Origin of the sequence: Pseudomonas marginalis (assembly GCF_024169655.1) — a bacterium.
Classification (GTDB): Bacteria; Pseudomonadota; Gammaproteobacteria; order Pseudomonadales; family Pseudomonadaceae; genus Aquipseudomonas; species Aquipseudomonas paraveronii.
On record NZ_JALJWV010000001.1, the window covers coordinates 3425252 to 3448107 of the forward strand.

Genomic DNA, 22856 nt, shown 5'->3' on the forward strand with positions numbered 1-22856 from the left:
TTGTTTTCAGGCCCGGCGCAGACACTCTGCGTAGCCTCGTTCTGAAACCCGCACGCCAGAGCCGCCAAACAGCCCAAACAGCTGCCCATACGCGGTGCAGCAACTCGTTCTGTACCTGTTAAAAATGACAGTTGTAGGCCTGCTGACGGCGGCCTTCACTGTTACGCAAGGCCTGCGGGGCGTCCTTGTCCCCCGCAGATGGTTTCACCCACCAGGGAAGGACAGCCCATGCAGCGCACATTCAAGAAGCTAATGGTTCCAGTGCTATTAAGTGTTGGCGTATCGTTTTGCGGACATAGCGCAAGCGCCAACGCAGCCACATTCGTCAGTTCAGGTCACGCGGCCGGACCGCAATGCGCGACCTCCGGGATCAACGACAATGGTCAGGCGGTCGGTAACTGCAACTCGGCGACGCCGAGTACCAACCCCAACCCGTGGTTCTCATCGACACTGGCAGGTCCCCAACAAGTGCTGTTGCCATTGGTCACGGGACAACCGTGCAGCGTCAGCGCAATTGCCAACAATGGCTGGATGGTGGGGCTGTGCGCCAATGTCGGCAATGTCGCTTTGGGCGTGTATTGGAACGCGGCGACGCCCGGCAACCCGCCGACCGCCATGGCTCCGCTGCCTTTTTCATTGCTGTTGCCGCCGCTACGCCCCGCCGACAAGCAGACAGTCCCTACTGCGCAAAACCAGAACGGTATGGTGCTCGCACAGAGCCTGAGTGCAAACGAACAGGCAACGGTGGTGGTCTATGCTGCGGGTAGCGCGACGCCACAGCGTGTATCGGGCTGGGGTAACAACTGCTCCGGTGTGGACCTGACTGAAACCTTGACGAATGGCTGGCCACGCATCCTCATGAATTGCCCAGGAGCGAACGGTACGCCTGAGATCACCTCGGCCAGTTGGAGCGGGAGTGGATTTTCCCTCGTGACGCCGCCGCTTCCGGCAGGCGCCAGCTACTGTGAGGCCGTGGACATGAACGATGCGGGTCAGTTCGTCGGCACCTGCACGTTCCCCGGTTCGTCCCCCGATACGCTCCAGACCGCCTATTGGGCCTCTGCAACTAGCACACCGTTGCTGCTGACAATGCCGTTGAATGCACAGAACGTGGCAATGGCAATCAATGCCCGTGGGCATGTGGTGGCCTATGGCAGGAACCCTTTGGGCCTCCTGACACTTCTCTTCTGGCCAGACCCCACCAACTCTTTCACCGTAGCGCCCATCCAGCCATTGCCGGGCAGTAATCAGACCAACTTTGCAGGTTTTGGGGATAACGACAGCGTCGCCATGACTTGCCTGAACAGTAACCAATACCCCACTGCCTGCAGTTGGACGCCCTCGGGAGGCACCGTATCCGTGGTGGGTCTTGGCGGAACGTCCAGCGAGTCGAGCGGCATTTCGCCTAGCGGCGTATTTATTTTTGGTACGGCGACGGATACCTCCAACGATTTCAATGCGGTGGGAGCTACGTTGCCCTGAACAAGGAGCCCGTTTTGCGGCGTGGCCTGGCACAGACTGTTAAGTTGGAGGTGCGTGATGTCTCACAGACTACCGGCAAAACTCCCGGTCGCAATGTTATTTGCAATAGCTAGCACGTTGGCTGCGGATGCGATGGCCATTCCGTTAGCCGATGGAAAAAAACAGGCGTACCTGAGCTGCATAGCGAAACACGCCGCCCCGGACCTATTGCGGAAAGGGGCTAGCCTCAAGCAGTACGAAAAGGAGCAATTGCGCTCTTCCGTTTTGCCCTGCCTGTCAATGATTCGATAAAAGCTGGCAAGGCCCTTTCACAACGCGCCCCCAGCTACCAGGCAAGTTGCTCGCGCAACTTGAACCACAGCATCCCCAACGCCAACAACGGCGAGCGCAAGACCTTGCCGCCCGGAAAGGTCATGTGCGGGACCTGGCTGAACACCTCCAAGCCCTGACTGTGCCCGGCATGAATGGCTTCAGCCAGCAGCCGCGCACACCAATGGGTCACATTCAGCCCATGCCCGGAATAACCCTGGGCGTAGAACACATTCGGGTACTGCTTCAACCGCCCGACCTGGGGGAAGCGATTGGCGGTGATGCCGATCTTGCCGCCCCACTGGAACTCAATGGCGGTGTCGGCCAGTTGCGGGAATACCTTGAGCATCTTCGGTCGCATATACGCGGCGATGTCCTGCGGATCACGCCCCGAATAATGGCAGGCGCCGCCGAATAACAGGCGTCGGTCGGCGGTCAGTCGGTAGTAGTCCAAGCCGACTTTCTGGTCGCACAACGCCAGGTTCTGCGGGATCAATTGCTCGGCCAGCAACGCCGTTAACGGTTCGGTGGCGATGATGTAGCTGCCGGCGGGCAGTACCTTGCCGCTCAAGCGCGGCTCCAGTTCCTCCAGGTGCGCGTTGCAGGCCAGCACCAGATTGGCCGCGCGCACCGTACCGCCGGCGCAGCGCACCTGCACGGTGTCGCCGTGGAGCAGTTCCAACGCTGAGGTGTGCTCGAAAATCCGCACCCCCAGGGATTCGGCCACCCGCGCCTCGCCCAACACCAGATTCAATGGGTGCAGGTGCCCGGACCCCATGTCCACCAAGCCGCCGGCATAGACTTGCGAGCCGACGACCTGATGCATATCCTGCGGCCCCACCACACGCAACTCATGGTTATAGCCCTGCGCCAACAGGCGCTCCTGCTCGCCCTTGAACGCAGCGAACTGCGCCGGGGTATTGGCCAGTTCGCAAAAGCCCCAGCGCAGGTCGCAATCGATACCCTGCGTGCGAACGCGTTCCCCCACCAACGTGACCGAATCAATCCCGGCCCGCTCCAGATAACGCACACCCTCCTCGCCCACATACTTGGCAAAGCCCGACACGTCATGGCCGATGCCGCGAATCAATTGCCCGCCGTTACGCCCGCTGGCGCCCCAGCCGATGCGCCGCGCCTCCAGCAGGATCACCGACAGCCCGCGCTGGGCCAGTTCGATGGCGGTATTGACCCCGGTGAACCCACCGCCGATCACACACACATCCGCGCTCAAGTCAGCGGCCAAGGCCGGACGCTCAGGCATGGCATTGGCCGAGGCCCGGTAATAGGACCGGGCATGGTCGTTCGATTGGATCATTTGTCGGTCTTCACTTTGCTCCAGGCGCGGGTCATCAGGCGCATGGTCGCCGGGGTTGGCGTGGTGGAAATATAGAGTTTGTCGAGCACGGCCTGGGACGGGTACACCTCCGGGTTGTTCACCAGTTCCGGGTCCATGAAGGCCCTGGCTGCCGGGTTGGCGTTGGCATAGCCGACCGAGGCGCTGACCTTGGCGATGACTTCAGGGTCGAGCAGGTAGTTGATAAACGCGTGGGCTGCTTTCGGGTTGCTCGCATCGGCGGGGATCGCCAGCAGGTCAAACCACAGGTTGGAGCCTTCCTTGGGAATCGAATACGCAATGTTCACCCCATTCTTGGCTTCCTTGGCGCGGTTGGCGGCCTGGAACACGTCGCCGGAATAGCCGAAGGCCACGCAGATGTCGCCGTTGGCCAAGTCCGAGATGTACTTGGAGGAATGGAAGTACGTGATGTACGGCCGCAACTTCAACAGCTTGGCCTGCGCCTGTTTGTAGTCCTCGGGGTTCTCGCTGCGCGGGTCCTTGCCCATGTAGTTGAGGATCGCCGGGAACAGTTCATCCGCCGAGTCGAGGAAGGCCACGCCGCACTGGTTGAGCTTCTTGAGGTTCTCCGGCTCGAACAGCACCGCCCACGAATCGATATGGTCGATGCCGAGCACCTGCTTGACCTTGTCGACGTTGTAGCCGATGCCGTTGGTGCCCCACAGGTACGGCACCGAGTGCGCGTTACCCGGGTCGTTCTTCTCCAGCAGCGCGAGCAACTTGGGGTCGAGGTTCTTCAAGTTGGGCAGTTGCGAACGGTCGAGCTTGAGGAACGCGCCGGCCTTGACCTGGCGCGCCAGGAAGTGGTTGGACGGTACCACCACGTCATACCCGGTGCGCCCCGCCAGCAGCTTGCCCTCCAGGGTTTCGTTGGAGTCGAACACGTCGTAGATCACCTTGATCCCGGTCTTGGCCTGGAAGTCGGCCAAGGTGGTTTCGCCGATGTAGTCGGTCCAGTTGTAGACACTGACCGTTGGCTCCGCCTGCGCGGCGCTGCTGAATGCCGCCACCAGGGCCAGCGGGAGAAGTTTTTTCGTCAGACGCATATCGACACCCCTTTATGATTGTTTAGACGCTCAACAGCAGGAACTCACGCTCCCAGGAACTGATCACCCGCTTGAAATTCTCATGCTCGGCGCGTTTGACCGCGACGTAGCCGCGCACGAACTTGTCGCCCAGGTACTGTTTGACTGTGTCGCAATCCTCCATGCGCGCCAGCGCATCTTCGAGGGTGAACGGCAGGCGCAGGTTGCGGCGCTCGTAGGCGCGACCTTCCACCGGCGCGCTCGGCTCGATCCTTTCGATCATCCCCAGGTAACCACACAACAGGCTGGCGGCAATGGCCAGGTACGGATTGGCATCGGCGCCGGGCAGGCGGTTTTCCACGCGCATGGCGTCGGGGCTGGAGGTCGGCACGCGCAGGCCGACGGTGCGGTTTTCTTCGCCCCACTCGACGTTGACGGGTGCCGAGGTGTCCGGCAGAAAACGCCGGAACGAGTTCACGTTGGGCGCGAACATTGGCAGCAACTTGGGAATGTACTTCTGCAGGCCGCCGATGTGATGCAGGAACAGTTGGCTCATCTTGCCGTCGGCATCGACGAATACCGGCTTGCCGGTAGCGATGTCGACCACGCTCTGATGCAAATGCATGGCGCTGCCCGGCTCGTCGGCCACCGGCTTGGCCATGAAAGTCGCGGCCACATTGTGCTTGAGCGCGGCCTCGCGCAGGGTGCGCTTGAACACGGTGATCTGGTCGGCGAGGTCGAGGGCGTCGCCATGGCGGAAGTTGATTTCCATCTGCGCCGGGCCGTCTTCGTGGATCAGCGTATCGAGGTCCAGGCCTTGGAGTTCGCACCAGTCGTAGACGTCTTCGAACAGTGGGTCGAACTCGTTGGCGGCGTCGATGGAAAACGACTGGCGACCGGTCTCGGCGCGGCCGGAGCGGCCCACCGGGGTTTTCAGCGGCAGGTCGGGGTCTTCGCAGCGCTGAGTCAGGTAGAACTCCATTTCCGGCGCGACAATCGGCTGCCAGCCCTGCTCGGTGTAGAGCTGCAGCACCTTTTTCAGCACGTTGCGCGGCGACAGCTCGATGGGGTTGCCCTGCTTGTCGAAGGTGTCGTGGATCACGATGGCGGTGGGTTCTATGGCCCACGGCACCACATACGTAGCACTGGGTGACGGGCGGCAGACCATGTCGATGTCGGCTGGATCGAGCAGGTCGTAGTAGACATCGTCGTCGACAAAGTCCCCGGTTACCGTTTGCAGCAACACACTTTCCGGCAGGCGCATGCCTCGCTCATGCAGGAACTTGTTGGTGGGTGCAATTTTGCCGCGTGCGATGCCAGTCAAATCACTGATCACGCATTCGACTTCGGTAATCTTGTGTTCTTTCAGCCAGGCGGACAGCTGATCGAAGGGGGCGTTCATAAGGACCTCGTCATGGGTGGGAGACTGCACCGGCTTGTACTCCCGGCGCATTGAGGTCTATCTTGGGCTCGCCGCACCACGGCATCTATCCACTTTGCACCGAACACAACGCACCAATAGAGTGCGACCAGGTTCCCCATGACACAGGCTACCGCTTTGCGCGTACAGGCCTTCACCACCGGTGATGTGGCCGCCCAATGCCGTGCGACACCCGGCTGGGTGCAGCACTACCAGCAGATGTCCCCCGGGCATTTCGCCGGGCAGATTCGCTACCTCGACCTGCAAGGTGTGGAGGTCTACGAAGAGTGCATGAACACCCGGGTGGAGCAGCATTTCAACGCGCCGCCGGGGGCGCTGGCGTTCTGTTTCGACGGCAGCGACAACGCGCTGTACCTGCTCAATGGCGAGAGCCGCAACACCTGGATCACCCCAGAGAACTACCGCGAAGTCGCGGTGGTGTTCGGGCCGCAGTTCGTGCAGCGCCATGGGCTGGATGTGGCGAAACTCGAAGGCTTGTTCATGGCGCCGCTGAGCGGCCAGCAGAATGCGCTGTTCACCCGTTGGCTCAGTGGCACCCTGACCCGGTTATCCGCCACCACCGACCCGATCTGCCGCGATGCCCTCACCCAGCAGTTGCTCGACGACTGCCTGTTCATTCTCGACAACGCCTGCGTGTGCCTGGACCGCCAGTCATTGCAGCGGCGCAGCGAAGAGCGCCGGCTGATGACGCGCATTGGCGAATGGGCGGTAGATGCAGCGGATGACGCCGTCAACCTACTGGAACTGGCGCAGATCGCCGGTGTGCCGTTGCGCCAGTTGCAACAGGGCTTCAAGACCTACACCGGGATGAGCCCGGCGCAGTGGTTGCGCTTGCGCCGCTTGAACGGGGCAAGGCGGGAGTTGTTGAGTTCAACCGGGGCCACGGTGGCGGAAGTGGCGATGAACTGGTCGTTCTGGCATTTGGGGCGATTTTCCAATAGCTACCAGGCACTGTTCAAAGAACTGCCGAGCGCAACCCTCAAGCGCTCCCTTTGAAATGCAATCTAAATGGTGGGAGGGGGCTTGCCCCGATGGCGGAGGAACAGCCAGCTTATCTGTAGCTGACCCGCCGCTATCGGGGGCAAGCCCCCTCCCACAGTTTGATTGCGGGGTGTCAGCCCCGTCCCAGTGGCGCGAGTGACCACGCGATCATGGTTGGCTCGGTGAAGAACCTCATCGTGCCCCGGCAGAACGCCGGGCCACTGGTGTATTGCCCATGCCAGCCTAAGCCACACACAAAACTTTGTGGGAGGGGGCTTGCCCCCGATGGCGGAGGAACAGCCAGCTTATCTGTAGCTGACCCACCGCTATCGGGGGCAAGTCGAATCGTCGCACCGCCCCTCCCACATTGGACTGCATCAAGGCTGGGCGTTGAGGAAGGTTGCCATCAGTTGATTGACTCGCTCCGCCGCCTCCAACTGCACCATATGCCCCTGCCCCGGCAGGATTTCCACCTGGGCCTCAAGCCCCTCGGCATGCCTGGCCGGGATGATTGCATCATCGCTGCCCCAGATCACCAGGCTTGGCTGCTGCCCCACGACGTTGCGCAAATCCAGCTGCTGCCGCCCGCCATCAAAGAGCTGGGCATTGAGTTGGCGCAACGCCTGATCCACGCCTTCCAGGCGCTTGAACTTGAGCATGTCTTCGAGCATCTGCCGGGTGACCAGCGCCGGGTCGCTGAACAGTTGCACCAGTTGCGGCTTGAGCGCGTTGCGGTTGTTGGCCTCGGTGAAGCCTTGCAGGTAATCGCCGTTGATATCAGGCCCCAGGCCGGCGCTGGCGATCAGGGTCAGCGAAGCCACACGCGCGGGTGCCTGGCTCGCCACTGTCAGGCTCACCAGACCGCCCATGGAATGCCCGGCCAGGTGTACGCGGTCGAGCGTGAGATGATCGAGCAACGCCAACACCGCCTGGCTCAGTTCCTCGGCATCGGCGCTGTGCAACTGCTTGCCCGACTCGCCATGCCCCGGCAAATCCAATGCAATCACGCGTCGCTCCGTCGCCAGGGCCGGGTGGTTGAACAGCCAGTTATTCAAGTCGCCGCCAAACCCGTGGACCAGCACCAGCGGCGTGCCGCCCTCACCGAGGTCGAGATAGCGCAACAGCCGCCCGCCCACCTCGACTTTCTGCGCGCTGGGCCCGGACGCTTGCGCCTCGGCCGCACTCGACACGAAGCTGGCCTGGAAACGCTCGATCACCGCATCAATCTCGGCTTCCGTGGCCTCGCCCTCCACCACAATCCCGAGCAGCGCGCCCACCGGCAAGGTCTCGTCGCTCAGCGCCAGCACACGCCGCAGCACACCACTGAACGGCGCCTCGACGCTGCTGGAGATCTTGTCGGTCTCGACGTCGAGCACTTCTTCGCCCTTCTCCACCCGGTCGCCCGGCTGTTTGAGCCAGACATCCACCCGGCCTTCGGTCATCGACAAGCCCCATTTGGGCATGGTCAAGGTATGGATCATGCGGCATTCCTCTTGTCGGCGATCTTCAACACCGCGGCTTCGATCTTCGCGGCGTTGGGGATGTACAGGTCTTCCAGCGCATCGGAGAACGGCACCGGCGTGTGCGGCGCGGTGACCATTTCGATCGGCGCGCGCAAGAATGAAAACCCGCGCTGCGCCACCAGCGCACTGATGTCGGTGGCAATCGAACAGCGCGGGTTGGACTCGTCGATCACCACCAGGCGCCCGGTTTTCTCCACGCTTTCGAGGATGCTGTCTTCGTCCAGGGGGCTGGTGGTGCGCAGGTCCAGCACTTCGCAGTCGATGCCCTGGCGCGCCAGGTTGGCGGCGGCTTCCAGGGCGATGTGCACCATGCGCCCGTAGGTGACCAGGGTCACGTCATTGCCTTCGCGCACATAGTTGGCTTCGCCGAAGGGCACGGTGTACATCTCCTCCGGCACTTCGCCCTGCAGGCTGTAGAGCATTTTGTGTTCGAGAAAGATCACCGGGTCGTTGTCGCGGATCGCCTGGATCAGCATGCCCTTGGCGTCATAGGGCGTGGCCGGGCACACCACCTTGAGGCCGGGGATGTGCGTCCACATCGAGGTGAGCATCTGCGAGTGCTGCGCGGCGGCGCGCAGGCCGGCGCCGTACATGGCGCGCACCACCAGCGGCGTGGTGGTCTTGCCGCCGAACATGTAGCGGAACTTGGCGGCCTGGTTGAGCAACTGGTCGAGGCAGCAGCCGATAAAATCGACGAACATCAACTCGCACACCGGGCGCATGCCCCGGGTGGCCGCGCCGACCGCCATGCCGACGTAGCCGACTTCGGACAACGGCGCATCCAAGACGCGGTCGGGAAACTCCGGATACAGGCCCTTGGTCACGCCCAGTACACCGCCCCAGGCGTCCTGTTCACCCGGGGAGCCGGTGCCGCCGGACACGTCCTGGCCGATGATGAATACACTCTGGTCCCGGCGCATTTCCTGGGCCAGGGCTTCGTTGATTGCCTGCTGATAACTGATTTTTCGAGCCATGATCAATTCTCCACGGATTGTTTTTGTAGTGGGTGGCGATTAGCGGTAAGCAACATAGACATCGCTGAGCAGATCGGAGGCCTGGGGCTTGGGATCGGACTTGGCCAGGCGCACAGCGTCTTCGATCAGTTGCGCGACCTCCGCGTCGACGCGCTCGAATTGCGCGGCATCGAGCCAGCCTTCGGCGCTGCAGCGTTGGCGAAACAGCACCAGGCAATCGTGGGATTCGCGCAGGTTCTTCACTTCATCGGGGCCGCGATAGGTTTGCGCATCGCCTTCGAAGTGGCCGTAGAAGCGGCTCAACTTGACCTCCACCAGCGTCGGCCCCTGGCCGCTGCGCGCACGTTCCACGGCCACCCCAAGAGCCGCGTGTACGGCGAAGAAGTCATTGCCGTCGACGATCACCCCCGGCATGCCAAAACCCACGGCGCGCTCGGCGATGTCTTTGCATGCGACCGACCAGCCCGAGCCGGTGGCTTCGGCGTAGCCGTTGTTTTCCGCGACGAACAGGCACGGCAGTTTCATGATCGCGGCCAGGTTCATTGCCTCGAACACCGCGCCCTCGTTGGAGCCGCCGTCGCCGAAAAACGCCACGGCCACGCCCTGGCTGCCCTTGAGCTTGGACGCCAGCGCCGCCCCGGCCGCCAAGGGCGCGCCGGCACCGACGATACCGTTGGCGCCGAGCATGCCTTTCTCCTGGTCGGCAATGTGCATGGAGCCGCCCTTACCACCGCACACCCCGGTTTTCTTGCCGTAGATCTCGGCCATCATGCCGAACACGTCCACGCCCTTGGCGATGCAATGGCCGTGACCACGGTGGTTGGAGGCGATGCAGTCTTCATCGTTGAGGTGGGCCATGACTCCGGCGGCGCTGGCTTCCTGGCCGGCATACAGGTGGACGAAACCTGGGATCTCGCCGGTGGCGAATTCCACGTGCAGGCGCTCTTCGAAATCGCGAATAGTGCGCATCACGGTGTAGGCATGAAGCAATTGATCAGTGGACAGGTGAGTGGACATCTTGTTGTTCTCCAGGTTGTCTCGACACACAAAAGACTGGCTGCGGCCAGTTACAAAGCCATCAGCACAGCCTGTGCCAACACCTCGACAAACCTGGCAAAGGCTTGATCCAGAGCAGTGCCGTGCGGTTGTGCGGCGGCGACCGCCAACCGCAGAATGAGACGCGCCATTGCAACCTGCCCGTAACGTCTGCGGCCGAATGAGACGTTGCGTCTCACGCGGGGCAGTTGGTCAGGCCGCCCTTGTCCCTGTGCGCGCATGCGCGCTTAATGGCGGGCATAACAACAAAGATCGAGAACCGGAGGCCTTATGCTCGCCGCGAACTCCAAGGACCATGTCGACTGCGTCAGTCGTGTGGTACGCAATGCCGATCGCCTGCCTCAGGCGCCGGTGCCGTCGCTGATTTTCGATTCGTGGCGACGCTCCATGGAGCAACACCACCTCGACCCCGGCTCGCTGCAAGGGCCACGCATTCTCAGTGAGCCACTGCTCAAGGAATGCCGTGAACGCGCCGATCTGTTCATGCGCATCGCCAGCGAAGAAGTCGGTCAACTCCACCACCGCGTGCGCCATGCCGACTACTGCGTAATGCTCACCGACGCCCAGGGCCAGACCATCGACCACCGCGTGGACACCGCGATTCGCAACGATTGCCGCAAGGCCGGCCTGTACTTGGGCACCTGCTGGTCGGAAGCCGAAGAAGGCACCTGCGGCGTGGCCACGGTACTCACCAGCAAGGCTGCGGTGACGGTGCATAAGCGCGATCACTTTCGCGCGGCGTTTATCGGGCTGACCTGCTCTGCCGCACCCATCTTCGACCCCCAAGGCAACCTGCTCGGGGTGATGGACGCCTCGGCGCTCAAATCCCCGGATGACCGGCGCAGCCAGCACCTGGTGCGGCAGATGGTGGCGCAGAGCGCGCAAGCCATCGAAAATGCCTTCTTCATGCACAGCGCCCGTCAGCACTGGGTGCTCCAGGCCCACAGCACGCCCGGCTATGTCGACAGCCAGCCCGACCTGTTGCTGGCCTGGGACCAGGACGGTCGCCTGCATGCCTTGAACAGCAAGGCGCGCCAAGCCCTGCGCCGACGCTTTGGCCAGGTGCCGGTACATATCAGCGAGGTGTTCGACCTGGATGCGTTACGTGCGGTGAGCGATCAATCGGCGCAACAACTGCACTGGCTGGGCGAACCCGGCGCGTTGCATGTGCGGGTCAGCGCGCCGCAGCGCAAACCGGCGCGTCCCGTTAAGACGGCAAACAACCAAGTCGACCCACGGGTGGAAGAACACCTGCGCCTGGCCGTGCGGGTCAAGGACCGCAACCTGCCGGTACTGGTGCAGGGCGAAACCGGCGCCGGCAAGGAAGTGTTTGCGCGCCAACTGCATGAACGCAGCGCCCGTCGCGGCGGGCCGTTCGTGGCGGTGAACTGCGCGGCGATCCCGGAAAACCTGATCGAAAGCGAGCTGTTCGGCTATGTCGCCGGGGCCTTCACTGGCGCGTCGAGCAAGGGCATGACCGGGCTGTTGTTGCAGGCCGATGGCGGCACGCTGTTTCTCGATGAAATCGGCGATATGCCGCTGGCCCTGCAGACGCGTTTACTGCGGGTCTTGGCCGAAGGTGAAGTGGCCCCGCTGGGCGCGGCGAAAACCCGTGCGGTGGATATCCAGGTGATCTGCGCCAGCCACCGCGACCTGGCGGCGCTGGTCAGCGAGGGGCGTTTTCGCGAGGACCTGTACTTTCGCCTGGGCTGCGCGCGGTTCTGCCTGCCGCCCTTGCGCGAGCGCAGCGACAAGCTGGCATTGATCAATCGGCTGGTGGAACAGGAGGCACACCACAGCGGGATTGCCGTGGGTATCGGGCCTGCCGCGCTGGAGCTATTGCTGGGGTATGCCTGGCCGGGCAACGTGCGCCAACTGCGCCATGTACTGGCGTATGCCTGTGCGGTGTGCGACGGCGGTACCATCCAACTAGCGGACTTACCCGTGGAGGTGCGCGGCGAGCAGATCGAGGCCGACGTGCAAGAGCGTGTCAGCCCGGAACGCCAGGTGGTGCTGGATGCGCTGATCCGGCATCGCTGGAAGCCGTCGCCGACCGCCCAGGCGCTGGGGATTTCGCGGGCGACGCTGTATCGCCGGGTCAACCAGTTGGGCATCGACATGCCGGGCAAACATATCTGACACAGCACCGTCAAACATGTGGGAGCGGGCTTGCCCGCGAAGGCGATGCTGTGACTGAACCGCCGCCATCGCGGGCAAGCCCACTCCCACCGTTGAACCGCGTGTTTTCAGGGCTATCGGTACACAATCCCACCATCGATCAACGGCGATTGCCCGGTCATATAGTCCGCATCCGGCCCCGCCAGGTAAGACACTAGCCCCGCTACATCCTCCGGCGTTTGCGCACGGCCCAGGGCAATCCCGTCCACGTACTTCTTGTAGGTCGCGCCGACTTCGGCGCCGGTAATCTCGGCCATGCGCTTATCGATCTCGACCCACATATCGGTGCCGACCACGCCCGGGCAATAGGCATTGACGGTGATCCCGGCGCTCGCCAGTTCCTTCGCCGCCGCCTGGGTCAGGGCGCGCACCGCGAACTTGGTCGCCGAGTACACGCCCAGCAACGCAAAGCCTTCATGCCCGGCAATCGAGCAGGCGTTGATGATCTTGCCCTTCTGCTTGAGCGCCTTGAACTTCTTGCCGGCGGCCTGGATGCCCCACAGCACACCCTGCACGTTGATGCCGAGGGTGCGCTCGACCTGCTCCGGCGTCACCTCCAGCAGTGAATCGATCTGCGCCACCCCAGCGTTGTTGACGATGATGTCGAAGCCACCGAGGGTCTGGTATGCGTGTTCGACGGCAGCCACCACCTGTTCGCGTTTGGATACGTCGGCGATGAACACCGACGCCTTGCGCCCTGCCGCGACGATTTCAGCGGCCACGGCCTCGAGCTTGGCGCCATTGATGTCCACCAGCGCGATATCGGCACCGTCCCGTGCCAGGCGCAGGGCGATGGCCCGGCCGATGCCCTGCCCGGCGCCGGTCACCAGCGCTACTTTTCCAGCGATAACGTTTCCAGCGGTACTCATGACGACCTCCTGCAACGATGAGAGAAGCCTCGTCTATCGCAGATGCCTACCTGGCCTGTCGAGACGCGAGTGGATCGGCGTACACGCTGAGACGGGATGTCTCAATGCGCGAATCCTTGTAAATGCACGCACTTATGCCTAGCTTATGCGCCCCCCGTCCTGCGCTTTAAGGCCTTGCCCCATGGTTTTGCGTTTCCGCCCCGTCGCCACTTCACGTTTCGCCCTCGGCCTGCTGCTCAGCGGTGGCATCGGCAGCAGTCTGGCCGCGGAAATTGAACTGCCGGCGGTGCAGGTGCTGGGCCAGGATGAGTCCGGTTATCGCAGTGACACCGCCTCGGTCGGCGGCTTCAATGAAGCGCCGTTGCTGGACACTCCCGCCTCGATCAGCGTGATCAACGCCGCCCTGATCAAGGACCAGCAAGCCCGCCTGCTCAGCGAAGTGCTGCGCAACGACGCCTCGGTGGGCGACAGCTACGCACCGATCGGCTACTACGAAAACTTCGTGGTGCGCGGCTTCTCGCTGAACGCCGCGAGCAGCTACAAGATCAACGGGCGCACCATCACCGGCGAGCAGAACGTCGCCCTGGAAAACAAACAACAGGTGGAAGTGCTCAAGGGCCTGGCCGGCCTGCAAAGTGGGATTTCCGAGCCCAGCGGCGTGATCAACTACGTGACCAAGCGCCCGCAAGACGTGCGTTCGGTGACGGTGTCCAGCGACGACCGCGGCAGCGGTTATATCGCCACTGACGTCGGCGGCTGGTTCGGCAGCGAGCAGCAGTTCGGCCTACGCGCCAACGTGGCCCATGAAGACCTCAATGCCTACGTGGAACACGCCAACGGCCAGCGCGACTTCCTGTCACTGGCGTTCGACTGGAACATCAGCCCCGACGCGGTGCTGCAACTGGATGCGGAGTACCAGAACAAACAACAGCGCTCGGTGCCGGGCTACCAACTGCTGGGCGGCAGTGAAGTGCCCCACGATGCATCGCCGAAAAAGCTGCTGGGCCATCAAAGCGGTTCCAAGCAGGTTGGTATTGATTCGCTGAACCTCAACGGCAAGTTCGAATACCGCTTCAGTGACCAGTGGAAAGGCAGTGTCAGCGCGGCGCGCAGCAAGGTGGTGATCGATGACTACAGTTCGTTCGCCTGGGGCTGTTTCTACGTGAACACGTGCAACGCCAACACGTTCAGCCCCGAGGGTGACTACGACATCTACGACTACCGCAGCCCCGACGACACCCGCCGCGACGATGAAGTGCAGGCGGCCATGACCGGGCTGTTCGACACCGTCGGCCTGGGCCATGAACTGACCTTCGGCACCAGCGCGTTTCGCCGGGTGATCGACAAGCGCGAGGCGGTCAACGAATACATCGGCAGCGGCAATATCAACGACGACGCACCGACGTTTGCGCCGACCAACGTGCCGCTGCACGACAGTCATCGCAACCTCGACAGCCGCCAGTACGGCGTATTCGTCACTGACCGCATCCGCTTCAACGAGCAGTGGCAAACCCTCCTCGGCGGTCGCGAAGTGCGCCTCGATGAAAAAGCCTTTAACAGCAATGGCGACCAGGCGCGCCATACCCAGCAGTACGTGTTCCTGCCCCAGGCATCGCTGATCTATAAGCCGATTGAAAACATCTCGCTGTACACCAGCTACAGCAAGGGCCTGTCCCTGGGCGGCACGGCGCCGTGGTTCGCGAGCAACCCGAACGAGACCCTGGCCCCGACCGTGTCACGGCAACTCGAAGCCGGCGTGAAATACGACTGGCGCCGCATCAGCTTCGCCGCCGCTGTCTTCCAGACGCGCCAGGCCTACCAGTATGCCAAGCCGGATGGCGCTGGAAACTTCACCTACGTGCAACAAGGCGAACAGAAAAACACCGGGCTGGAACTGTCGGCCAACGGCTGGGCCACCGACCGCCTGCAGATCGCCACCAGCGTCGCGGCGATTCGTGCGCGGGTCAGCGGCAGCGGCACGCCGGACTACGAAGGTCACCAGGCGATCAACGTGCCCAAGCTGCGCGCCAGTGTCTACGCCGACTACGCGCTGCCGTGGGTGAACGGCCTGGCGGTACTGGGTGGCGTGCAATACAGCGCCAAGAAGTACGCCAACCGCAGCGGCAACGTCGAGGTCGGGGACTACGCGGTGGTCAACGTCGGCAGCCGCTACACCACCAAAATCGATGGCTATGAGACGGTGTTTCGCCTGAGCGTCGACAACCTGTTCGACAAGCGCTACTGGCGCGACGCAGGTGAGTACATGGGCGATGATTACCTGTTCCAGGGCGCGCCGCTGACGGCGCGCCTGAGTGCCTCGGTCAACTTCTGACCGCGCACGGCCTCGGGCTTACTTGGGCATCTTGCGAAAGCCCACCGCCAGGCGGTTCCAGCTGTTGATGGTGGCGATGGCCACGCTCAGATCGACCTGTTCCTGGGCGCTGAACTCGGCGGCGAGCGAGTCGTAATCTTCGTCTGCGGCGCGGGTCTGGCTGACCAGGGTCAGGCTTTCGGCCCAGGCCAGCGCGGCGCGTTCACGCGGGGTGAAGAACGGCGTTTCACGCCAGGCCGACAATGTGTACAGGCGGCGCTCGGTCTCACCGCCCTTGCGCGCATCGGCGGTGTGCATGTCGAGGCAGAAGGCGCAGCCGTTGATCTGCGACACGCGCAGGCGTATCAGTTCGAGCAGGGGCAATTCGATGGACAGTCTGCCCACTGCGGTTTCCAGGGCGAGCATGGCTTTCATGGCATCTGGGGAAGCGGTGTAGAAATCAGTACGGGGTTGCATGGTAGAGCTCCTGAACACTGGAAATTGGTGGCCAGGTTAGTCAGCGCAGCACTCGGGAGAAATAGCCAATTTCGGCAAAGATCAGGTAGCCAATGTGCGCATGGGCTCAGCCCGGCAACGGAATCACGCGCAACGGCCGCACCGACTTGTAGGAAAAGCTCGAGTAGATCTCTTTGACGCACGGCAACGTCTGTAACACCTCCCGCGCGAATTCGCCAAACGACTCCAGGTCCTTGGCCACCACCTCCAGCAGAAAGTCATAACGCCCCGAGACGTTATGGCAAGCCACGATTTGCGGAATGTCCAACAAGCGCTGCTCGAACGCCCGCGCGACCTCCTGGGTGTGGCTCTCCATCATGATGCTGACAAACGCCGTCACCCCATACCCCAATGCCTTGGGCGACAGGATCGCCTGATAACCGCTGATCACCCCGCTCTCTTCCAGGTTTCTGACCCGCCGCCAGCAGGGAGAGGTGGTCAGGGATACGCGCTCGGCGAGTTCGGCCACGGTCAAGCGGGCGTTGCCTTGCAGCGCGTTTAAAAGGGCCTTGTCGGTGCGATCCAGGCTGACGGGCATAACGTGCCTCTAATCATTATTTTTTGGGAGGTTTCATCCCGTAGCCCGGGACTTGTCAGCAAATATTGCAAAATTCAGCTGTGGTTATGAGCATAGCATTGTAGGAAATAAGGAGTATCCGACATGAACAATAAACACAATACATTCGGCTTTTCCACCCGCGCCATCCACCACGGCTATGACCCCAAGGACCACCACGGCGCCCTCGTACCGCCGATCTATCTCAGCGCTACGTTCGCCTTCCCCACCGCCGAATACGGCGCCGCGTGTTTTGCCGGTGAAGAAAGCGGGCACTTCTACACGCGTATTTCCAACCCGACCCTGGCCCTGCTGGAAGCGCGCATGGCCAGCCTGGAAAACGGCGAGGCCGCCGTCGCCTTCAGCTCCGGCATGGGCGCGATTGCTGCCACCTTCTGGACCCTGCTGCGCCCCGGCGATGAGGTGATCGTCAGCCAGACGCTCTACGGCTGCACCTTCGCCCTGCTGCACCATGGCATCGCTGAATTCGGCATCAAGGTGCGCCATGTCGACCTCACCGACCTGGACGCGCTGCACGCCGCACTGTCCCCGGCCACGCGCATGATCTACTGCGAAACCCCGGCCAACCCCACCCTGCAATTGGTCGATATCGCCGCCGTGGCGGCGCTTGCGCACCAGCAGCCCAACGTCATCGTGGTGGTCGACAACACCTACTGCACGCCCTACCTGCAACGGCCCCTGGACCTGGGCGCCGATGTCGTCGTGCACTCAGCCACCAAGTACCTCAGCGGGCATGGCGACATCACCGCCGGCATTGCGGTGAGCAACCAGGCGCTGGCGCAGCGCATTCGCCTGCAAGGGCTCAAAGACCTGACCGGCGCGGTCATGTCACCGCAAGACGCGTCGCTGCTGATGCGCGGCCTCAAGACCCTGGCGCTGCGCATGGACCGCCATTGCAGCAACGCCCAAGCGGTGGCCGAAGCCTTGCAGGCGCACCCGGCGGTGGAACGCGTGACGTACCCGGGGCTGCGCTCATTCCCTCAGTACGAACTGGCGGCGCGGCAGATGCGCATGTCCGGTGGGATGATTGCCTTCGAGCTCAAAGGCGGGATCGCGGCCGGCCGGCGCTTCATGAACGCGCTCAAGCTGTTCAGCCGCGCAGTCAGCCTGGGCGATGCCGAATCCCTGGCCCAACACCCGGCGAGCATGACCCACTCCACCTACACCCCGCAGGAGCGGGCAGCGCACGGGATCAGCGAAGGGTTGGTACGTTTGTCGGTCGGGTTGGAGGACATCGCCGACCTGCTGGCGGACGTGCAGCAGGCGTTGGCCAAGTGCACGCGGGCTGCACCGCGTGCGGCGCAGGTGGTTGAGCATGCGCTGAAATAGCGCTCAATCCACTGCCACGGTGGCCTCGCCGCAGGCCCCCGTTTGTGGCACCAGGTGAATATCCACGCGACGGTTCGCGGCGCGTCCGGCTTCGGTGTCGTTGCTGGCAATCGGCTGACTGGCCGCGAAGCCTTGGACGGCAAAGCAACTGTCGGCAATGTCGCCCATGCGCTGCATCCAGTCGCGCACGGCAGAGGCGCGGGCATGGGACAGTGTCAGGTTCTGTTCGACGGGACCGGTCGCATCCGTATGCCCGGCGATCACGATCAGCCAGCCGGGCTGGGCTTTGATGTCGACCAGGGCATTGATCAGCACCTTGGCCGAGCCCGGCTTGAGCGTGGCACTGCCGGCATCGAACAGCGACAGGCTGTCCAGTCGAACCGGGGCGGGCATAAGGGGTTCACTGCCTGGACCTGACAGCCACATGCGCCAACCGAATCCCGAGAGCACAACGACGATCAGCGCCCCGAGCAGCCACCACAGGCCGATGCGTGACCTGCGCGGCGCCACTTCGGGTGGCGGCAGAATCACCACGGGGGTCACCAACGCCGGCGCCATCAACCTGACCGGCGCGAGCTGCGTTTCGCCCGACGCGGGGCTCTGTTCCAGGCGCTGGATCAGACCGCCGACCTGATAACGCAGGGCTTGCAGCGATTGCAGAGGGCTGTCCAGATGAGTACGCAAACGCACCTGCAAACGCGCCAGTTCGATGTCCAATTGAACCAATGCGGCCACACTGTAGGCGTTCATCACCACACTGCGCAGCAGCAATTGCAGTTGGTCGAACAACCATCCCAGCAAGTCCAGGCGTGCCGACGCCATCGGTGGCCACAGGCGCGCCCACTCGCCGCCCAGCGCCTCGATCAACGCCACACCTTGCGTGATGCCCTCCACCCCGTGACGCTGGCCGCGGGCCAAGGCGTAAAAGCACGCGCTGTGCAACTCCGCGCCGTTTTGCTGGAACAGCACAAGGCAGCCTTGCTCGACCTTGGCCCAGTCCACATCCGGGCAGGCGGGATGGCTGAGCTTGGCCAACTCATCGCGCAAAGCGCTGAACTCACTGAAACCACGCGGATCACCGCCGACTTGAATACGCATCTCAAACAACGCCGTCATCGGGCTTCCCTTCCGTTATCGGTTCAAGGCTTCGACAGGTAATGCTGTCGCTTCAAGTGCCGCACCAGCACCTTGCCCTCGGGTGTCAAGCGGGTGCCGAAGTTCACGCGCTGCCCATCCTTCAATTGCAGGTCCAAGGCATACTCCAGATGACCCGGCAGCGCCTGGGGCAGCAGTTCGACGGTGATCGCCGCCAGACGCGGTTCGTACTTGAGCAGCGTGTCGGTCATGGTGCCGATCAAGTCATGGGCCGTGGCAGGCAGCCCTTGCAGGATCAGGCCCATGTCCGGCAACCCATAATCCGGCAGATGGCTGAGCGAGCCCGCTCGGCTGTTGAGGATGCGCTGCAGGTTGTCCAGCACGGAGAGCGTGTGCTGATCCGCCTCGCTGACCCGCTGCAAGTCCAACTCACCGTCGAAATTGTGCAGCAGGCGTTCGTAGAGCGAAGGGCTGTACTCGGTCATGGCTCAGTCCTTCGCCAGCGGGCGCAGGGTCAGGCGGTTATCGCCCAGTTCGATCACCCGCGCGCGGTCCGGCTCGAGGTCGTCACGCGCCAGGGTCAGGCGCCAGGTGTTCTGCCGGGTATCGGGGTCGCGAAACAGCGCCACCAGCGTGACAAATTGCGCGTCCTTGTGCATCGGCACATTCAGTTGCGCGCCCTCCTCCGGTTTCACCACCAGCGAGCGTTTGTCCAACAACGCACTCGCGAGCAAGCGCTCGTCATCGTCCAGCAAGCCTTCGTAGGTCGCCAGCGCCATGGCCTTGTTGTCACGCAATTGGTAAACCCGCACCAGGGTCGGTACCGACAAGGCACGCATGTCCGTGGCATCGGTGTTCAGCGCCGTGCGCGCGCTGAAATCCAGGTGCAGGGTTTTAACCTGCTTGTAGAAGATCGCCTTGGCGGTGGATGCCGTGCCATCCGCCACGGTCTGGGCCAACCCACAACCGCCCAGCGGTAGCGTGAATGCCGCTAGCATCATGAGATTAAAAACGGTATGCGACATGCTGTGTCTCCCTGTTGCGTGGGTTAATCGAAAGGCCTTGGTAGCGACCCAGGTTGATCGTCAGCGTGGCGTGCTCGGTCGCCCGCCAGGCAGCGCCTCCCAAGCCCAGCACGCCGGTCATGCCGAGCCGAATGACCGCCTGCCCCAACACCGGCGCAGGCAGGCTGTGCAGCGGCAGTGACAAGCGCAGTTTCGCCGTGCAACGCCACCCCAGGTACACACGCAACAGCACCCGCAGATCGCGGAGTAACTGGCCGTCGGGGAGCCAGCCACGGGCTTCCTGTGCGTGCTCGGTATAGAGCGTCAGGCCGAGTTGGCTGTTGGCGTCGTGGCCGACACGGCCCAGCGGCGTGCCCTGGGACAAGCTCACCGGACGTTGCCGGGAAAGGCTGGCCGGCGCCGGCAGCGCAATGGTCTGCGGCCAATGCGGGGTCACCTGCACCTGGGTGTCGGGGGCGAGCAATGTGACCAATGCGGCGATGCCTTCAGCATTACGCGTGGGCAGGCGCATCACACTGAGCAAGGCCAGAAAGCGCGAGACCGGCGTGCCGACCTGTTGCGCGGTGCCGGGAATGCCCAGGCCGATCAAGCCCAGCAGGCACTGCGAGGTGGCATCGGTGCCGCCCGCTTCGAACGTCGCCGGGTGGGAGTATTTGCGCCAGATCCGGTAGAACTGGGTGAAGATCCGGTGATTGAAAATATCCAGGAAGGCTTCCAACGCCGCATGCCCTTCCCGACGCTGCGCGATGTCGTCCAGATACACGGTCGGCATCGGCGAATCGACGCCGTACAACCCGAGCAAGCGAGTGCGTACCGTCGCCGCACGCTCCGGGTGTGCTTCATCGATTTCAATCGACTTCAACTCGCCGGCCGGAAACCCCATGCCCGGATCGGGCCGAAAGCGCACGGCGTCATCCGCCGGGTGCGCGGTACTGCCCAGGGGTGGGTGACCGGGCAAGGCCTGTTCCAGCAACTGGCAAAAACGCTGCAGATTGGCCTCGGCCACCTGCCCTTGCAAGGCGTCCAGCAAACCGCTGGTTTTCAGCCGGGAATACGCTGACTGTGATTCTCGTTCCATCGCAGGCACTTTCCAGTAGGTTGCAGGATCAGCGTGAGCTGGGTGTACAAATGAATGTCGGCATACAAGGCGAAGAAGCGATTGAGCATCTCGCCGAACAGGCTGATGTCGCCTTCCCCTGAAAAGCCATTGGCATCGAGGGTGATTTCGATATCCACCCCGCGTAGCAAAAAGCCTTTCTCGAAACGCTGGACCACGTGATGACGGACCTCGACGATCGCCGCCAGACGACGACGGTTGAGCTCGCTGCCCGTCCAGTCGTACAAGGCCAATGTGCCGCGCAACACCTCGGCGTTGTCGAGCATCGGCAGGAAGTTCGAGCCCAGGTGGCTCAGGACCCGCCAGTGAAAGCGGTCACGGTTCGGTGGGTAGCATGGCAAGCTCGGCGCGCACAGGTTGCGCACGCGCAAACCGGTCTGGGTGGTTTGCACCAGCGTATCGAGCAAGGTGCTTTGCAGCGCCTTGCGCGGCAACTGGCCGTGGGTGCCGGTCAAGCGCAACGACAGGCTTTCGCTGTTGCGCAGGCGGTCCTTATCGAAGCCGTCACCGCCCAGGATCAGCCAGGTGTCATGCAAGCCATTGGCGGCGCGCTTGAGGCGCGTATGAAAGTAGCGCTCGGGAGCCTCGTCGCGCAGCATGCCGCCCTTGTGGCGAAAGCTGCTGAACGGCACATAGTCATGACGCACGGCATTTTTTGACGAGGTGACCTGATCGACCGAATAAATTTCAGTATGACCGTCCTGCAACCGCATTGGCCGTAGCAGGTAGTCGCTTTGTAACGGCGCCAGCGTCAGCGGGTCAGCCTCCAGCGCAAACAGATTGATCACCGGCACGGCATGCAGGCGAATATGTTCGCTGCTCACACTGAATTCCTTTGGCCATGCTTCACGCAGCACCACGTCCAGTTCGAACCAAGGCACATCAGCGCTGATGCTCAAATGTTCCAGGCCACAGAGGGTTACGAACATGAATTTCTCGCGAAAGGTGAAGTACTCCAGCAGCAACTGATAACCGCTGAACGCACTGTCACCCTTGGGCCACAGCCGATCCTCGTCAGCAAACCCCCTGGGCGCAAAATGGCCGTCCAATGCCTGGCGCTCGTGCTGCTCCGGCAGGCGCACGTACAACGCCTGGGTGTTCAGCGTCAGCGCATGGTGCAAGGCGCTGGCCAGCGGTGCATCGGCACTCAGGTAAAGCGGCAGGCGGCTCAGTTCGATCTGGCTCCAGTCCGTCAACGCTCCGCAGGCAAAGCGCAGGCGCAACAGCGAGCGACCGTCCGGCTCGTAGGCCAGCCGCACCGACTCCAGGGCCAGCGGCTGCAACGTCAGGTCCTGAGTGGTGGTGTAACGACAACGGGTGCGTTGCGGACCAATGGGTTGGGATAACACCTCGAACCCCTTGCCGACCAACTCGCTACGTTTCATCTGCGCGAGCTCAGGGACAAGCTCGACAATCGACAACGACGGAATGGTGCGCAAATAGTGAGGCCACAACAGGCTGACCAGCCCTTCGGTCAACTCCGGTAAATCATCGTCGAGCTTCTCGCGCAGGCGTCCCATCAAGAACGCAAAGCCTTCGAACAGGCGCTCCACATAGGGGTCTTGCGCGCCCGGTTTGTCCAGGTTGAGCTGGGCCGCCCGATCCGGGAACGCTTCGGCGAATTCCTTGCCGGCTTCGCGCAGGTAACGCATTTCGGCGTCGTAGTAGCGCAGGGTTAAATTATCCATGTTCAC

19 protein-coding genes and 1 pseudogene are annotated in these 22856 nt (G+C 62.7%); 6 read left to right on the forward strand and 14 right to left on the reverse strand.

What is annotated here, in order from left to right; genetic code table 11:
* The first annotated feature begins 228 nt into the window (after nucleotides 1-228).
* Nucleotides 229-1482 carry a hypothetical protein gene (locus J2Y83_RS15465; protein ID WP_079444056.1) on the forward strand — a complete coding sequence of 418 codons (1254 nt, stop codon included), beginning with the start codon at nucleotides 229-231 and terminating at the stop codon, nucleotides 1480-1482.
* Nucleotides 1483-1807: 325 nt separating this feature from the next.
* Here the strand turns inward: J2Y83_RS15465 and J2Y83_RS15470 are convergent, their stop codons facing one another.
* Genes J2Y83_RS15470 through J2Y83_RS15480 form a run of 3 tightly spaced genes read right to left on the reverse strand, consistent with a single transcriptional unit; the run spans nucleotide 1808 to nucleotide 5572 of the window.
* Nucleotides 1808-3106 carry an NAD(P)/FAD-dependent oxidoreductase gene (locus tag J2Y83_RS15470; protein ID WP_253396468.1) on the reverse strand — a complete coding sequence of 433 codons (1299 nt, stop codon included), beginning with the start codon at nucleotides 3104-3106 and terminating at the stop codon, nucleotides 1808-1810.
* Entirely contained in the window at nucleotides 3103-4191 is a 1089-nt protein-coding gene (locus tag J2Y83_RS15475) for a polyamine ABC transporter substrate-binding protein (RefSeq protein WP_253396470.1), read from the reverse strand. Before J2Y83_RS15475 ends, J2Y83_RS15470 begins: the two co-directional genes overlap by 4 nt.
* 22 nt (nucleotides 4192-4213) lie before the next feature.
* Entirely contained in the window at nucleotides 4214-5572 is a 1359-nt protein-coding gene (locus J2Y83_RS15480) for a glutamine synthetase family protein (protein ID WP_253396472.1), read from the reverse strand.
* Nucleotides 5573-5710: 138 nt separating this feature from the next.
* Between J2Y83_RS15480 and J2Y83_RS15485 the strand changes: the two genes are divergently transcribed.
* Together J2Y83_RS15485 and J2Y83_RS15490 are read left to right on the forward strand one after the other, a co-directional pair.
* On the forward strand, nucleotides 5711-6607 hold the full coding sequence (locus J2Y83_RS15485) for a helix-turn-helix domain-containing protein (RefSeq protein ID WP_253396473.1): 897 nt from the start codon (nucleotides 5711-5713) through the stop codon (nucleotides 6605-6607).
* A gap of 143 nt (nucleotides 6608-6750) precedes the next feature.
* Nucleotides 6751-6825 (forward strand): annotated as a pseudogene (locus J2Y83_RS15490) (flavin reductase family protein); the annotation flags it as partial.
* A gap of 144 nt (nucleotides 6826-6969) precedes the next feature.
* Here J2Y83_RS15490 and J2Y83_RS15495 read toward each other — a convergent pair.
* From J2Y83_RS15495 to J2Y83_RS15505, 3 genes are read right to left on the reverse strand one after another with little or no spacing between them, the layout of a single operon-like run.
* A complete protein-coding gene (locus tag J2Y83_RS15495) occupies nucleotides 6970-8073 on the reverse strand; it encodes an acetoin dehydrogenase dihydrolipoyllysine-residue acetyltransferase subunit (RefSeq protein ID WP_253396474.1) in 1104 nt (367 codons plus the stop codon).
* Nucleotides 8070-9089, reverse strand: a complete 1020-nt coding sequence (locus J2Y83_RS15500; protein WP_253396475.1) for an alpha-ketoacid dehydrogenase subunit beta — start codon at nucleotides 9087-9089, stop codon at nucleotides 8070-8072. The genes J2Y83_RS15495 and J2Y83_RS15500 overlap by 4 nt, the downstream gene beginning before the upstream one ends.
* A gap of 39 nt (nucleotides 9090-9128) precedes the next feature.
* Nucleotides 9129-10106 carry a thiamine pyrophosphate-dependent dehydrogenase E1 component subunit alpha gene (locus J2Y83_RS15505; protein ID WP_253396476.1) on the reverse strand — a complete coding sequence of 326 codons (978 nt, stop codon included), beginning with the start codon at nucleotides 10104-10106 and terminating at the stop codon, nucleotides 9129-9131.
* A 309-nt stretch (nucleotides 10107-10415) separates the two neighbouring features.
* On the opposite strand from J2Y83_RS15505, the gene J2Y83_RS15510 reads away from it, so the two are divergent.
* Nucleotides 10416-12284, forward strand: coding sequence for a sigma-54-dependent Fis family transcriptional regulator (locus J2Y83_RS15510; RefSeq protein WP_253396477.1), 1869 nt, complete (start codon nucleotides 10416-10418; stop codon nucleotides 12282-12284).
* Between the two features lie 113 nt (nucleotides 12285-12397).
* Here the strand turns inward: J2Y83_RS15510 and J2Y83_RS15515 are convergent, their stop codons facing one another.
* A complete protein-coding gene (locus tag J2Y83_RS15515) occupies nucleotides 12398-13192 on the reverse strand; it encodes an acetoin reductase (protein WP_253396478.1) in 795 nt (264 codons plus the stop codon).
* 181 nt (nucleotides 13193-13373) lie between these two features.
* Here J2Y83_RS15515 and J2Y83_RS15520 point away from each other — a divergent pair, with 181 nt between their 5' ends.
* Nucleotides 13374-15524, forward strand: a complete 2151-nt coding sequence (locus tag J2Y83_RS15520) for a TonB-dependent siderophore receptor (protein WP_253396480.1) — start codon at nucleotides 13374-13376, stop codon at nucleotides 15522-15524.
* Nucleotides 15525-15542: 18 nt separating this feature from the next.
* Here J2Y83_RS15520 and J2Y83_RS15525 read toward each other — a convergent pair whose 3' ends face one another.
* Complete coding sequence (locus J2Y83_RS15525) at nucleotides 15543-15980, reverse strand: carboxymuconolactone decarboxylase family protein (RefSeq protein ID WP_253396482.1); 438 nt, start codon at nucleotides 15978-15980, stop codon at nucleotides 15543-15545.
* A 106-nt stretch (nucleotides 15981-16086) separates the two neighbouring features.
* Nucleotides 16087-16557 carry an Lrp/AsnC family transcriptional regulator gene (locus tag J2Y83_RS15530; protein WP_247403316.1) on the reverse strand — a complete coding sequence of 157 codons (471 nt, stop codon included), beginning with the start codon at nucleotides 16555-16557 and terminating at the stop codon, nucleotides 16087-16089.
* Nucleotides 16558-16680: 123 nt separating this feature from the next.
* On the opposite strand from J2Y83_RS15530, the gene J2Y83_RS15535 reads away from it, so the two are divergent.
* Nucleotides 16681-17925, forward strand: a complete 1245-nt coding sequence (locus J2Y83_RS15535) for a methionine gamma-lyase (protein ID WP_253396484.1) — start codon at nucleotides 16681-16683, stop codon at nucleotides 17923-17925.
* A 3-nt stretch (nucleotides 17926-17928) separates the two neighbouring features.
* Here the strand turns inward: J2Y83_RS15535 and J2Y83_RS15540 are convergent, their stop codons facing one another.
* The 5 genes from J2Y83_RS15540 to tssF are packed head-to-tail and all read right to left on the reverse strand — an operon-like array spanning nucleotide 17929 to nucleotide 22856.
* Entirely contained in the window at nucleotides 17929-19041 is a 1113-nt protein-coding gene (locus J2Y83_RS15540) for an OmpA family protein (protein WP_253396486.1), read from the reverse strand.
* Between the two features lie 23 nt (nucleotides 19042-19064).
* Nucleotides 19065-19505, reverse strand: coding sequence for a type VI secretion system baseplate subunit TssE (gene tssE, locus J2Y83_RS15545; protein ID WP_253396488.1), 441 nt, complete (start codon nucleotides 19503-19505; stop codon nucleotides 19065-19067).
* A 3-nt stretch (nucleotides 19506-19508) separates the two neighbouring features.
* On the reverse strand, nucleotides 19509-20045 hold the full coding sequence (tssJ, locus tag J2Y83_RS15550; RefSeq protein WP_253396490.1) for a type VI secretion system lipoprotein TssJ: 537 nt from the start codon (nucleotides 20043-20045) through the stop codon (nucleotides 19509-19511).
* Nucleotides 20026-21123, reverse strand: coding sequence for a type VI secretion system baseplate subunit TssG (tssG, locus tag J2Y83_RS15555; protein WP_253396492.1), 1098 nt, complete (start codon nucleotides 21121-21123; stop codon nucleotides 20026-20028). Before tssG ends, tssJ begins: the two co-directional genes overlap by 20 nt.
* Nucleotides 21087-22856, reverse strand: coding sequence for a type VI secretion system baseplate subunit TssF (gene tssF / locus J2Y83_RS15560; protein ID WP_253396494.1), 1770 nt, complete (start codon nucleotides 22854-22856; stop codon nucleotides 21087-21089). Before tssF ends, tssG begins: the two co-directional genes overlap by 37 nt.